The organism is Nitrospira sp. T9 (genome assembly GCF_052156535.1).
Classification (GTDB): domain Bacteria; phylum Nitrospirota; class Nitrospiria; order Nitrospirales; family UBA8639; genus Nitrospira_E.
Genome location: NZ_JBQKUP010000018.1, coordinates 14,791 through 27,665, shown reverse-complemented (window position 1 = coordinate 27,665; position 12,875 = coordinate 14,791). Strand labels below are relative to the sequence as shown.

General features: G+C 49.6%; 12 protein-coding genes and 1 tRNA gene. 2 read left to right on the top strand and 11 right to left on the bottom strand.

Annotation, left to right across the window (positions count from 1 at the left end; translation table 11 throughout):
* Positions 1-8: 8 nt before the first annotated feature.
* From ACTRXD_RS01265 to ACTRXD_RS01255, 3 genes are all read right to left on the bottom strand, one after another.
* On the bottom strand, positions 9-176 hold the full coding sequence (locus ACTRXD_RS01265) for a hypothetical protein (RefSeq protein ID WP_442430064.1): 168 nt from the start codon (positions 174-176) through the stop codon (positions 9-11).
* Between the two features lie 307 nt (positions 177-483).
* Positions 484-729 (bottom strand): CDGSH iron-sulfur domain-containing protein, encoded by a 246-nt coding sequence (locus ACTRXD_RS01260; RefSeq protein ID WP_442430063.1) that lies wholly within the window; start codon positions 727-729, stop codon positions 484-486.
* A gap of 47 nt (positions 730-776) precedes the next feature.
* Positions 777-1,745: a ChaN family lipoprotein gene (locus ACTRXD_RS01255; protein WP_442430062.1), complete on the bottom strand. Its 969-nt coding sequence runs from the start codon at positions 1,743-1,745 to the stop codon at positions 777-779.
* Between the two features lie 359 nt (positions 1,746-2,104).
* Between ACTRXD_RS01255 and ACTRXD_RS01250 the strand changes: the two genes are divergently transcribed.
* Positions 2,105-3,412 carry a hypothetical protein gene (locus ACTRXD_RS01250; protein WP_442430061.1) on the top strand — a complete coding sequence of 436 codons (1,308 nt, stop codon included), beginning with the start codon at positions 2,105-2,107 and terminating at the stop codon, positions 3,410-3,412.
* A gap of 357 nt (positions 3,413-3,769) precedes the next feature.
* Here ACTRXD_RS01250 and ACTRXD_RS01245 read toward each other — a convergent pair.
* Positions 3,770-3,844: transfer RNA gene (locus ACTRXD_RS01245), tRNA-Gly, on the bottom strand.
* Positions 3,845-3,996: 152 nt separating this feature from the next.
* Here ACTRXD_RS01245 and ACTRXD_RS01240 point away from each other — a divergent pair.
* Positions 3,997-5,328: a UDP-glucose dehydrogenase family protein gene (locus ACTRXD_RS01240; protein ID WP_442430060.1), complete on the top strand. Its 1,332-nt coding sequence runs from the start codon at positions 3,997-3,999 to the stop codon at positions 5,326-5,328.
* A gap of 145 nt (positions 5,329-5,473) precedes the next feature.
* On the opposite strand, the gene ACTRXD_RS01235 is transcribed toward ACTRXD_RS01240, so the two are convergent.
* From ACTRXD_RS01235 to ACTRXD_RS01205, 7 genes are all read right to left on the bottom strand, one after another.
* Positions 5,474-6,142 (bottom strand): HEAT repeat domain-containing protein, encoded by a 669-nt coding sequence (locus ACTRXD_RS01235; protein WP_442430059.1) that lies wholly within the window; start codon positions 6,140-6,142, stop codon positions 5,474-5,476.
* Between the two features lie 61 nt (positions 6,143-6,203).
* Positions 6,204-6,974 carry a HEAT repeat domain-containing protein gene (locus ACTRXD_RS01230; protein WP_442430058.1) on the bottom strand — a complete coding sequence of 257 codons (771 nt, stop codon included), beginning with the start codon at positions 6,972-6,974 and terminating at the stop codon, positions 6,204-6,206.
* A gap of 14 nt (positions 6,975-6,988) precedes the next feature.
* The gene (locus ACTRXD_RS01225; RefSeq protein ID WP_442430057.1) at positions 6,989-8,080 is read right to left on the bottom strand and encodes a HEAT repeat domain-containing protein; all 1,092 of its coding nucleotides are present in this window, start codon (positions 8,078-8,080) and stop codon (positions 6,989-6,991) included.
* Positions 8,081-8,095: 15 nt separating this feature from the next.
* A complete protein-coding gene (locus ACTRXD_RS01220) occupies positions 8,096-9,193 on the bottom strand; it encodes a HEAT repeat domain-containing protein (protein ID WP_442430056.1) in 1,098 nt (365 codons plus the stop codon).
* A 139-nt stretch (positions 9,194-9,332) separates the two neighbouring features.
* Complete coding sequence (locus ACTRXD_RS01215; protein ID WP_442430055.1) at positions 9,333-9,698, bottom strand: hypothetical protein; 366 nt, start codon at positions 9,696-9,698, stop codon at positions 9,333-9,335.
* A gap of 655 nt (positions 9,699-10,353) precedes the next feature.
* Positions 10,354-10,803: a hypothetical protein gene (locus ACTRXD_RS01210; protein ID WP_442430054.1), complete on the bottom strand. Its 450-nt coding sequence runs from the start codon at positions 10,801-10,803 to the stop codon at positions 10,354-10,356.
* Positions 10,804-10,925: 122 nt separating this feature from the next.
* On the bottom strand, positions 10,926-12,404 hold the full coding sequence (locus ACTRXD_RS01205) for a glycine betaine uptake BCCT transporter (protein WP_442430087.1): 1,479 nt from the start codon (positions 12,402-12,404) through the stop codon (positions 10,926-10,928).
* Between the last annotated feature and the right edge of the window lie 471 nt (positions 12,405-12,875).

Here is a 12,875-nt window from a genome sequence, read left to right as displayed (position 1 = left end):
GGGAGGCGTTATGACTTTTTGAAGAAAATGTCATAGACCCCGTAAGCCAGGATAATTCCGATCATTCCGTAGTACATGGCCGTAATCCCCTCATATCCTCCGCCTGGTGCATTGGCAAAGGCTGGGTTTGCGGCTAATACAAGAAAAGCACTCAGAAAGCTAGTAATCCGCCTCATACGAAAATCCTCACTTTCGGACATTGAAAATTTCTTACACAACTTTATTTTTGGGATAGCATTCCAATAACAAGATCAGCTACCCACAATCGTTGTGGATTGTAGTAAATTTTATTTCCGTGATGCAAGTCATTGAATAGTAAATTATAATTAGATTATTTATGCTAGCTTAAAATACATAAATTTGCGAGGAAGTATTGAGTATGGTAGCAATCGAAGACCTCGGTATTACATGAAGGATCCAAGCAGGGCCTACGCGATTGTTTAAAATATCTGGCTGAATTTTCAATGGGCCGAGGGCCGTATTTTACGACTCCAGTCTGGAATGTGTCCCGTCGCAGAATGGGGATTTTTTGCTGTGCTTGCACCCGCACCAAGCCACCTTTTGTGGTTCTTTGAGTTCCACCTCGATTGGGGAATATTCGGTTCCGGTGTGAGACCCATCACAAAACGGCTGGGTTTTTGATCGCCCACATCGGCACCAATAATAGGTTCCCGGTTCCATGTCCAGGACGTAAGGGATTCGTTGTGCAATGATAATTGGGTCGCCCATGTACTTGGTTCTCCTTTATTCTTCAAGAAATTTGGGGATACATACAGTTAGCCGCAACGGGGCTGAAGGCCTTGGGGGCCCAAAGGGGTAAGCCAGAGAAAATCGGCAATGCCGGTTTGCATCTCCGAACGAACCTCCTGTTCTTTGGAGGGATCCCATGCTTCGAGATAAATGGTAATGGATTTGGCGCCGGGGTGCTTTCGTTCCACTCTCTTAGGGACAGGGATCTTATACTGAATATGACCGCCACCCGTGTAGCTCACCAGTGGTCCGTCAGTCCGGGATCGCGTGTTGAGGTAATTGGCGATAATCTGAGCCATGCCCTCATCCCGGAAGATGGATGCTTCGAAGATTCGGCGATACACGTGCTTTGGCAAGCCAGGATGGCACGCTTCAATTTGTTCAAAGATCAATTGCTCATATGCGGGGTTATCGGTCACAATTTCTTGAATTGGCCATTTTCGCATTTCTGGATCTTGCAAGGCTTCGGTTAACCCCTTTGTGGCGACAAGGCGAACAAGGGGACGTGGCGGGTTAAGACCAAAAATTTTGAGTTTATGCGATTTAGCAAAGGTCACCAACGATTGATAATCTGAAAACTCCCCACCCCAATTCGTGTTCCATTGTGAATCCTTTATCATTTGTTCTGTCGTAAATTCGGATTCTTGAATGTACCGGTCTAGCCCGGATTGTCCATCCCAACTAAACATTTCCATGGCCAGCACCGGGTGCCGGTCATGGGCAAGGAGAGCATTCAGGATTGTCTGGGCTGCCTCAAGATGTGAGGGGGTATAATGTTCTTCGCCGATATAAATCACATCGGCGGCTAATAGTTGGGGGAGAAGATCGTCGAATGTGATGGCTTTCTGCCGGGAGACATCGTAGATGTGGTTGACTGCAAATGTCGGCGGGTTGGCTTGTGATGTCGCACATCCGGCGTTGGCGCTCATCACCATGATGCCCAGGAGTAGGGAGAGGAAGTGTTGTTTCGCACGTGGAAAATAAGGGGTGATCATAACGAGGCAAGGTGTAGCATAGTTCTCTCCTTTGGGCAATATTTCGGAAGTCCTTCGGTTGTTTCAGAATATTCAGAGCGGCTAAGGTGCGTGAAGAATAGAATTAGGGGACTGTCAGCAGGGGGCGGTTGAATGATTCAAATATTTGGCCTTTTCATTCACATGTGAGGACTGAGACCCACTGGAAGAAAATCATGGAGTGTTCAAAAAGGTGCGTCCAGTCTTGCCCTGAGTCATGCCGAAGGGAAGGCCGCAGTCACTTGGACGGAAGGAGCGTACGAAGGAGAACGTGAGTACGGCCAAGTAGCGAGAACGCCGCTGGCGACCTTTTTCAACACTTCCATAAGGGATGACACATTATGGATGATCCGCGACTCGGTTTGGCGGCATTTCGGGAGACAATCAAGGTCAGTCGGGAATCCTCTCCACACCACTGGGAGGCAAGTAGGAAATGCATGGTTCCTGAAACCTTACAAATCATGCTGCCCGCACTTATTCATCATATACAAGAGGTCCCTCTTGATCCTTCCCTTCGCGATCGATTAGTCGATGCCCTGCAACAATTCTCGACACCCACCGGAAGCAAAGAGGGGAACAAGGTCCTCAAAGAATTGACCGGCTTTCCCCCTTCCAAGGCCGTGCGTGCGCTCATGGTATGGGGACTCTTAGTCAATGGCGGAAGTAAGGAAAATCCGGAAGAGCTGCCCGAAGCCCGATGGGAGGAAATTATTTGGAATGTCTCAAATCCCTATGACGCTTTAAGGCATACGGCCACACCATCCCTGTTAGATGTCGGGGCTGGAGATTTGTCCTTTGAGCAGGAATTGGTGGATCACTATATCCCGTATTTACGGACGCAACGTACTTCACTGACTTTGCATGCGTTTGATCGGTTGATGCCCGGATCTCGGGTGGGCGGCCTCTATCACAAAAATCTGGATCGTGAGCGAAATTTACAGAGCTACCCGCCCGAAGAATTACGCTTTAAATTTTGGGGCGGCATGGGCCTGGAAACATTTTCGAAGAGCAAAGGGCGGTTGCCCCGTTACACTATCAGTACCTGCCATGCTCCGGCCAATCCCACCTTCGCCTATGAACCCAGTCGCTTGGCTCCTGAAATTATCAAGGCACATCTTCAATCCAGCCGGGGGAATTATCACCAGAGTCGCTATGAAGGGGAAGCCGTTTTAGAGGTATCCCACCAGGGACGCACATTAACCTTCCCCGATTGGAAATTTGACATTCTGGGTCCCCTGGCCCTGTTAGGATTCATGGCCGAACGAAGCAGGGTAAGCGTTTTTTCGGCTATCGATGATGAGGTTTTTTGGGAGATGCTCAGCCAGTTGCTGGCCGATGATCGATTCCGCCCAAGAAATGAGATTTTTACCAAAGCCCTCCTTCCGGAAATTTTTGGGAAAGTCTATGAGGAGTTGTCCACCATGGCTGTCGGGGAGAGAAAAGACCTTTCCCGGGTGGCCAATCTGCGAGATCCTATGCCTTTTGTGGGTTCGAAAAAGGAAGATGTGCAGATGTCTTGCCGGTTCAGGTATGTGGAAATTCGACGTGGAGCAGTGTTGGAAGGCGTTCCCAGCAGTTTTACGGCACGGCAGTTTTCCCGGATGCATGAAGAATCCACGCCGTGGTGGGTGATTTTGGTGACCGACTGAAGGAAAGAAATAAATGCTGCCCTATGCGCGGAAAAACAGAAAAAAATACAGTGATGAGACCCGTCAGGGCCTACATATCCTTTAAGGTAGAATAGGAAAGAATAGAAGTGACAACAGGGGGAAAATTTTTAACTTTCTTTATAGAAAGGCATGAACCATGACAGTCGGCCAAATGAAAGATTTTCTCAAAGATTTGAATGAGGACTTAGAAATATTGGTAAAAATTCCCGGTCCAACCAAGGAGGAATGCCTTTGGGAGCCATTAGACGGCATGAATATAAAAGTTGAACCCCACCCGCCCAGCAAGTGAGAGGTGAGAAGTAGAAATCGTAATGAAGGGGAAAAATCCGCTTGAATTGGAGCGGGAAAGGGGATTTGAACCCCCGACCCTCGCCTTGGCAAGGCGATGCTCTACCACTGAGCTATTCCCGCTCGGTTGGAAATTTTGAACTGATTCTAGTTGGCACCCTGGAGGCTGTCAAGCAACATTGAATAGGGTATACTTATTCGTTCTTTTTTAAGTGCAATAAGATTTTAACCGAGTAAAATGGGAATATCATATTGAGATCAAGGAGGATAGGTTCATGTATGTCAGCGTGATAGGAACGGGGTACGTTGGATTGGTCACAGGGGCTTGTTTTGCGGAATTCGGCTTGAATGTGCTGTGTATGGATACGGATGCCAAACGGATTGCGGCTTTAGAGAAAGGCAAGGTGCCATTTTTTGAGCCAGGCCTCTCCGAACTCGTGACCAAGAATCTGACGGCCGGCCGTCTTCGATTTACCACCGATTTACACAAAGCCGTTGATGAAGCCCTCGTCATTTTTATTGCCGTGGGAACCCCCTCCCGTGAGGACGGGTCTGCCGATCTGTCCTTTATCGATGAAGTGGCCAAAAATGTGGGAACCCGGATGACCGGATATAAGGTGGTTGTGACCAAATCCACCGTCCCGGTCGGAACGGCCAAACGTATTCGATCGATTATTCAGGCAAACCAGGAAACCGCCTCTAGTTTTGGCGTGGTCTCGAATCCTGAATTTCTTCGGGAAGGATCGGCGATTGAGGATTTCATGCGGCCCAATCGGGTGGTGATTGGGGCCGACAGTCCTGAGTCGGTGGCGATTATGAAAGATTTGTACCGTCCCTTGTATATCCTTGAAACGCCTATTGTGATTACTGATATTCCAACCGCTGAAATGATCAAATACGCTTCGAATGTGTTTTTGGCCACGAAAATCTCATTTATTAATGAAATGGCCAACCTCTGTGAACGGGTGGGAGCCGATGTGCAAATGGTGGCCAAAGGGATGGGATTAGATAAACGAATCGGGTCGAAATTTCTGCATGCGGGTCCAGGATATGGAGGGTCGTGTTTTGGAAAGGATACGGCCGCACTGATCAATATCGGAAACGAAAATGATTATGAAATGACCATAGCCAAGGCCACCAAACGAGTGAACGACGATCAGCGAGTCCGGATGATGGAGAAAATACGAGAAGCCGTTGGAGAGTTAGGCGGAAAAACCATTGCCATGCTCGGATTGGCCTTTAAACCCAACACGGACGATATCCGGGATTCACCGGCCCTGTTCCTTGCAGAGCAGATCATGAAAGCGGGCGGGACCGTGCGGACCTACGATCCGGAGGCCTTGGAGATATCAATGAAGGTATTGCCGACCATGGTCCCCTGTCAGGATGCCTATCACACGATGGAAGGGGCGGATGCCGTGGTGTTAGTCACGGAATGGAACCAATTTAGAAATTTGGATTTTGATCGGGTTGGGGCGGCGGTGAACTCCCGGATTTTCATTGATCTTCGCAATGTCTATGAATCACAACGGATGGAAGATAAGGGATTTTATTATCTTTCGGTGGGTCGAAAAACCGTGGGAACCCATCCTTCTCAAAAAATCTAGGGGATCGCAAGATACGTTTCTTGCTCGAAACCGTTGGCAAGCCTGTACAAAGAAACAGTCAGGATTAAAGCAAAAGGCGCGTCCAGTTGCCTACTGGGTCTTGTACGCGAGCGGATGTCGGCTTTGGTTTTCCCTGCCGAGTACCCTATTTGCGTTTATAGCCCATGCGGTCCAACACCTTCATGATGCGTTTTTGAAGTTTTTCATCAGCCTCCCCTAATGCCCGGGCCAAAGGCTCCACCGCGGGTTTTCCAATCTTTCGAAGAATTTCGGTTGCCGATTGTCGAAGGTCATCATCTTCGGAGACCAAAAGGGGTATGACGTCAGGGACGCAGGGAGCTCCTATTTTGATCAAGGCCTCATAAGCACGCTGCCGAACGTCACCGACTTCATCGCTGAGCATTTCCACCAACGGTTTCACGGCTGCTTCCACCCGAAGTTCGCCAAGGACTTCAATGGCATGCTTGCGATTGAGCCAGTGCGTATCGGTAAGATCCTGCAGCGCAGCATCGGCTCGTTGAATATTGGGGTCTTTAGAGCGGATACGAAAACTTTTGACGATTCGTTTGCCATCTTCTTCCACGACGCGAAGAGTCGCACCGTCACCGATTTTGATCTTTTTAAGGTCTTCGGCAGCCTCTTCACCGACATCCATAAGAACGGTCTTCCCATCGTACGCCAAGAGTTCGACCTCAATTTGATTTGTCTCAAGATTGATCGCGGTGACGTTTTCGGTCACAAGATTAAACCCATCTTTTTTCGTGCCGCTCTTGGGCCCGATCGAAATGAGTTTTGCGGGTGCTTCATTAGCCATAATGTGTCAGTGTCCTTAGTGAGAGTTAAAAAAAAGCCAAAAGAGCATTGATTGTAATGTACTATGAATGGAAAGAACCGGGTGTCCATCCCAAGCTTGCCAGGGCACCTTCGGCTGTGTCCCGAACCATTTCATTTTCATCTTCGAGCAAGGGGACCAAGGGATCGATGGCTCGACTATCCTTGAAGCGAGCCAGTGATTCTGCGGCATTCCGACGAACCAACCAGTCCTCATCGGCCAGAGCATGAATTAAAGGATCTAAGCTGCGAGGATCGCCAATTTTCCCTAACGCCTCTGCCGCGTGCCGGCGCACAATCCAGTTTGAGGCCTGTAAGCCCTCCACCAGAGCATCAGTCGCGCGGGAATCTCCCAATTTTTTTAACACTCTTGCGGCATCCTCACGTAGAGTCGCGTCCATCAAGGCATCCACCAAGGCGGGAACGGCATCAGGATGACCAATGCGTTCTAATGCCCAGATGGCAGCGGTGCGCACGCCTCCATCCTTGTCAAGGCGGAGGGCTTGTATCAAAGGTTCCACCGATTTAATTGCACGGAGTTTCCCGAGAGCAGTGGCTGCCTGTTCCCGAACAGACCATTCTTCATCATCTTTTAACGCCTCGATCAAGGGATCAACCGCCGGTTCCCCAATTTGAACCAATGCACTCGTGGCTGCCTCACGCACCACACAATCGTCTTCCAGGAACATATTAATCAGCTTGGGAATAGCTTCTGACCCGGCTTCTCCGAGTCTAGAAGCGGCATGATTTCGAAGGGCTTCATTGTCATCGCGAAGTGCCGACAATAAGGGGTCTACGTGGTTACCTTCCGTCATGGGTCATCACTCCTTTATTCCTTTGCGGCCCAGGTCTCTTCAGCCATGTTCATTTGTGCAGTGGCAGCCTCGAGTTTGTCAAGGATGACCCCGGAATTATAGGAAATCAAGCCGTCCCGGTCGGTTTTTAATCGGGCAAATAATTCCATATGGGGTCTCAGGACTTCGATATCTTTCACTTTCTCCAGAGCTTCGACAGCGAGGATGCGAAGAGGGCGAATGGGAATGGATTCTATGAATAATTCTACCGGCCGTGGATCGCCGATGAGCCCAAGGGATTTCAGTGCATGTTCTTTCACCCCCGTGTCTTTGTCAGACCGGAGCCGGATCATTAGCGGTTCCACTGCGCGAATATCGCCAATTTTGCCAAGGGTGTCAGCGGCGGCTTCCCGAACCACCCAGTCATCGTCCTCCAGGTATTCAATCAGAATTTCAACGATTGGCCGTCCGATACGATGCAATTGAATAACCGCTTCCTGCCGGACGCCTTCTTTCAACTCGGATTCGTCCACCGCCCGCAGGTCGTCCATGGTTTGATCGACACGTTCCCGAATCGCACCCAATTTGCGCAAGGTATCGGTGGCCAGGTCACGGAGATCGGGGTCGGACATGGCATCAACAAACGCATTGGCGGATCGAGGGTCAAGGAGGTGGGCGAGAATCTCTGCGGCCCGGAGACGGATGGCCGGATCGGGATCTTTGAGCCGTTCCGACAGAGGGCCGATAGAAGTGGGAATCACACCGAGTAGAGCCGTGACTTTTTCCTGGAGAGTATCGTCGCGTAAATACTCTAAAAGTGCAGACGCGGTGGCTTCATCCAAAATGCCAGCCATATGCTCCAAGGCATCTACGGCTGCCTGTTTCACCTGTTCATCCTCATCCTTCAGGACATGAGCGAGGGCCTGGCCGGCTCGGGGGTCTCGTAGGCGGGCTAACATTTTTGCCGCTTCCACCTTGTAATGAGAAGAGCCCGTCGCCATGGCGTGAATTATGGCCTCAACGGCCTTGGGTCCACCTTTCATGCAGGTGGAGGTGGCCCGCATTCGGCGCCAATCTTCCTCATGATCCAGTTCAGAAATGATGGTTTCGAATGTTTCCTTCGGCATCGTCAGGTCTTTCAGTTAGATGCGTATCTGTCCCGGCCTCCAGCCAAGGTGAGAGAGGGATTCCAACACATGACGACGGAGATTGTCATTCTTGGTCGTTTTTAAGAGATGTAACAATGGATTCACGGCTGTTTGGCCAAACTGCGTAAGGGCTTCGGCGGCTTCTGTCCGCAAGAGTGTACTCTGCAACGCTTGAATAAGGGCGGGAATAGCCTGTGGATCACGAATCTTTCCCAGGGCCCTGATGGCGGCTTCCAGGGGAGGGAGATCTTCTTTATATTGAGGGTCGGTGCATCCTTCCATGCGATCTTCGTAGGCTTCCTTGGGTAGCGAGTTGACCAAGGCGATTAACATGGGAATGGCTTCGGTGGATCTGAGCTGGCCAAGTGCTTCAATCGAGGGTAATTTGAGTGATGGGGTTTCGAGGGCAAGCGACGATAGCAATAAAGGAATGGCACGGGGATCGCCTATCTGTCCGAGTGCTCGCACGGCGTCCTGGCGCACGGCTGTATCGGAATCTTCGAGAACCAGAATCATCAGATGTCCTACCGCTTCCAGGGGTTTCAACAGGGTTAACGCTTCCACCGCCCGCAACCGGATTTTCCAATTTTGATCCTGTAATTTTTCCAACAATTTTGGAATGCTGGTATTGCCGATGGTCTGTATGGCCCGTCCCGCTTCCTCTCGCACGGCCGGCACTTTATCCTGGAGAAGCAAAATTAAGGTATCGATGGCTTGAGAGTTCTGAATGCGACTAAGGCCTTTGGCTGCCGACATGCGCACAATCCAGTTAGGATTTAATGCCGCGGACAACAAGGGATCTAAGACCTGTTCGTTGGCAATATCGGCCAGGATGCACGCAGCCGACTCCTGAACCTGAGGATCCAGATCCTGAAGGCAAAAACCTAATGAGAGAATGGCCGGTTCGCCAAGCGCTTTTAGGGCTGCAGTTGCGGCCTCCCGCACGGCCCGATCCGAGTCACGAAGCGTCCGAATCAATGGTTGAACGCTGCGGGGATCGCCAAGACGTCCGAGGGCTACCGCAGCGTCTTCCCGCACCCCCCAATCCTCGTCGTCCAGGGCAGAGATATGTTCAGCGACTGAGTCGACCATGTCTGTTCCAAGTGGAGAAATCTGGACTTTACCTGTTCCCCTACCATTAGGGAAAACCCGAAGGTCGACGTTACCACACGATTTTTTGGGCGGTCAATGAGGCAGGAAAAAGGTCGTCTGTTGCGGGTGGTGGTATAGGCTATACCGATCGAAACACCGCTAGGAGGTCGCTCAATGCCAACATTTTTATTCTCAGAACGTCATGTTCGTGGTGCAGACTACTTTTAAGGGTCGGATCGTTCGGGGTTTTCAAAAATTGTTCACAGAGGGTCGTGATCCGTTGAAACTCTGTCTCCGCTTTGTTTTTGACCACCCGGTTGGTCGTGAGAAGCTCCGTCACCTGAGTGTGAGTCTCGGCCAGATGTTTTTGAAATTCTCCTTCCGGGAGTGAGCGTTTGGTGGCCTCATCCAGGCAACGATCGATGTATTGGGAGAGGAGGACATAAAATCTCACCAAGGTTTCGGTTGTGGTGATATGTGGGAGACTCGTGTCAGGTTCAGTCATGATTGCTCCTTTCAGATTTGCCCGCTTACTTGAGTCAAGTAGGATTCATTGGTCCCTTTTATGGGACGTTCTAGAGTCATTCTGTCAATAAAGGGGAGATGGTGCAAGTCCGGAATGAGAATTGGATCATTGAGAATTTCTGTTTCTGGCCTTACAGAGTTTCCATGTGGGTCGGGAATCCATCTTGAGATTTGCCAGAACAAAAGAACTGTTCGGAGAATCCGTTGCACTTGTGTTCCCACCTCGTACTGCCTAACGAGATTTTTTGTGTCGGCGGGTTTCGCCAAGGCAGGCGAAGTATTGCTTGCCGCGCCAGGAAGGGCGCCTTTATTGTTGTGGAGGGAAAAACCCTATGTTCTCAAGGCGGAATGTAAGAAACCATGCATGGAAATAATTTGAAACCCAGATCGTGCAGGTTAAGCGTTGGCAAAATATGGGTTTTTCCATGGAAAGATTGGAGTGGGAGATCATGAGAAAAATGATGACAAGGACAAGTAGGAAAGGCGGTCAGGATAGTGCCGGCTTGCAGGTCTTTGAGGCCGCCTGATCACAAAAGGAATTTAATCGCACCATCAAAGAATTTTGGCTCATGATGAGCGTTGACCATCATGAAATATTCGGTCCTTCGAGGTTATCTCGATTCATCTTGCTGTGGTTATCCTTTCCCCACATCAATAAATATTGTTGCCCCGGTTATGGTGTTGCCTGAATACCGGTTAGTCATGACTTTCAGACAGTCATCTTCTAAAAACACATTTATGCCAAATGGCCGAAGGTTACATTGAGAAATTTCCGCACTCTCGCTTGTGATTTCTTTGACTTCAAGAACAATGCTGTCCGACATGGCTACCTGGATCACTTTTCCCTTGATTCTGACCGAAATCACATCAAGCAACGATTCGTTTTTACTGACTATTGGTCGCCATTCTGTTCCTTTTTGGTCCGCAGGAATGGTCACCCAAATCTCCGGAGTTTCACCTTTTCCAATTAAAACTGGAATAAACCCATTTACTGATACCAATGCAACACCATCTATTAATTTGTTCGTGGCAATTTCTAACTGTTTGTAAGGTGTAAACTCTTTTGGAAGCGAATCTAACTTCATTGATTCCTCTCTAATAATTCCGTGACAGGTATATGTTTATGGGGTTGAAGAGACTAGCAGTAATAGCGATTTTTTTGGATCAAATCAACCATTGAGAGATGAGGATCCTTGTCGCGTCGAGCCTACCTAGTTTCCTCCTTGAAAGATTTGAGAAGGGAGATGATGAGGATAATGATGACAAAGACAAACGGAAAGGCGGCCAGAATAGCGCCGGTTTGCAGGCCTTTGAGGCCGCCGGACCACAGGAGGATGGCGGCCGACAGAGATTGAATAATTCCCCAGGTGAATTTGATCCGGTTGGGTGGGTTGAGGCTACCGTTGGTGGTGAGTGTCCCTAGCACGAAGGTTGCCGAATCCGCTGAGGTGATGAAAAAGGTGCCAATCAAAAAAATGGCGATGAGCGACATGACCGTGCCCATTGGATATTGCTCTAATACCGTAAATAGCAGGACCTCGATGCCCTCCGTTTCCATGATGGCTTTCAGAGGCGTGTCCTGGAACAGTTCTACTGCGATACCGGTTCCGCCAAAAACTGTGAACCAAAATGCACAAAAGAGTGACGGAACAAGCAAGACACCCAACACGAATTGACGCACAGTCCGCCCTTTTGAAATTCTCGCGATGAAGGTGCCCACAAATGGGGCCCAGGCGATCCACCATGCCCAATAAAATAATGTCCAGTTGTGAATCCAGGTCGAATCTCGGAAGGGTGCCAGATTCAGGCTCATTGTCGGAAGGTTTTGGATGTAGTTTCCGAATGTCGAGGGAAACACCGTCATAATGAAGTGGGTCGGGCCGAGAAAAAGCAGGAATAACAGGAGAGACAGCGCCAATATCATATTTAAATTACTAAGGTATTTGATGCCTCGTTGGAGTCCGGTTTGTGCGGAGAGCATGAAGAGCACGGTCACAATGGCGATGACGGCTAATTGAGTCGTGAGGGTATTGGGTATGTCAAAAACATAGGATAATCCACCGCTGATTTGCACCGCTCCAAACCCCAGTGAGGTTGCCACACCGAAAACTGTGGCAAAGACGGCGATGACATCCACGGTGGTTCCCAGCCGTCCAGTGGCATGTCTGCCGAGAACCGGCTGGCAACCTGAGCTAAACAGTCCTGGTGTGCCTTTTCGAAATTGGAAATAGGCCAGGGCCATGCCCACCATGGTGTAAATGCCCCATGGATGAAGGCCCCAATGGAAAAAGGAATATTGCAGTGCCAAGCGGGCAGCTTGCGGAGTTCCTCCCTCGCCGACGGGCGGATCATGAAAATGGGACGTGGGTTCGGCAACTCCCCAGAATACGAGCCCAATGCCCATGCCTGCGCAAAACAGCATGGCAAACCAAGTGTGGAGAGGAAATTCAGCCTTGGCTCCATCCGGCCCAAGCGGAATATCACCCCATCGAGAAAAGATCAGACAGAACGCACAAACAAGAAAACCTGTTGCTGCCAGAACATATAGCCAGCCAAACGAATCAAGAAGTGCTGCTTGGAATGTCCCGGTTATTTTCGCTAAATGTTTCGGGGCCATGGCGCCCCAAAGGAGAAAGAGAAAGGCTAGGGCGCAGGAGATGTTAAAGACAAGGGTGGTCGATTTCAGTGGATTCATGGAGTATTAGAAATGGATGAGGAAGGGTAGGCCTTACCATATTTGGCTCTGGTGAACAAGGAAACGTCGGATCATGATAAACCGGATACGTTGACAATGAATGGACATATATCGAAATTGGTAAGGGAAAAACCCTTTTTTTTCATGAAGATTTTACGACTGTCTGTGTGGTATTGGCCATTTTTAGACTTGATAAAAATGGGGACGTAGTCAAAAAGGGGTTGCGAAGAAGAGGCTAACCGGTTAGATTGAAACTCTCACACGTAACAGTCGGGCCTACCTTACGCTCGCAGGAGAAGTTCGGAGGCCTTTTTCTTTCTGGTCCGTTGAGACGCACTACGGTTTTGTCCGTGCGGGTTTTGGCAATTGCGTACTGTAAAGAGGAAATCGCCAGACCTATATTCACTTGCACCCATTATTCTAAAGGTGGTGAGGGCAACAGCCCTCTAGGAGGTGTTTCGA

What these genes read in the sequence shown, in the direction of transcription:
- ACTRXD_RS01265 (WP_442430064.1), bottom strand. Translation starts at nt 176, where the DNA reads ATGAGGCGGATTACTAGCTTTCTGAGTGCTTTTCTTGTATTAGCCGCA.
- ACTRXD_RS01260 (WP_442430063.1), bottom strand. Translation starts at nt 729, where the DNA reads ATGGGCGACCCAATTATCATTGCACAACGAATCCCTTACGTCCTGGAC.
- ACTRXD_RS01255 (WP_442430062.1), bottom strand. Translation starts at nt 1,745, where the DNA reads ATGATCACCCCTTATTTTCCACGTGCGAAACAACACTTCCTCTCCCTA.
- ACTRXD_RS01250 (WP_442430061.1), top strand. Translation starts at nt 2,105, where the DNA reads ATGGATGATCCGCGACTCGGTTTGGCGGCATTTCGGGAGACAATCAAG.
- ACTRXD_RS01240 (WP_442430060.1), top strand. Translation starts at nt 3,997, where the DNA reads ATGTATGTCAGCGTGATAGGAACGGGGTACGTTGGATTGGTCACAGGG.
- ACTRXD_RS01235 (WP_442430059.1), bottom strand. Translation starts at nt 6,142, where the DNA reads ATGGCTAATGAAGCACCCGCAAAACTCATTTCGATCGGGCCCAAGAGC.
- ACTRXD_RS01230 (WP_442430058.1), bottom strand. Translation starts at nt 6,974, where the DNA reads ATGACGGAAGGTAACCACGTAGACCCCTTATTGTCGGCACTTCGCGAT.
- ACTRXD_RS01225 (WP_442430057.1), bottom strand. Translation starts at nt 8,080, where the DNA reads ATGCCGAAGGAAACATTCGAAACCATCATTTCTGAACTGGATCATGAG.
- ACTRXD_RS01220 (WP_442430056.1), bottom strand. Translation starts at nt 9,193, where the DNA reads ATGGTCGACTCAGTCGCTGAACATATCTCTGCCCTGGACGACGAGGAT.
- ACTRXD_RS01215 (WP_442430055.1), bottom strand. Translation starts at nt 9,698, where the DNA reads ATGACTGAACCTGACACGAGTCTCCCACATATCACCACAACCGAAACC.
- ACTRXD_RS01210 (WP_442430054.1), bottom strand. Translation starts at nt 10,803, where the DNA reads ATGAAGTTAGATTCGCTTCCAAAAGAGTTTACACCTTACAAACAGTTA.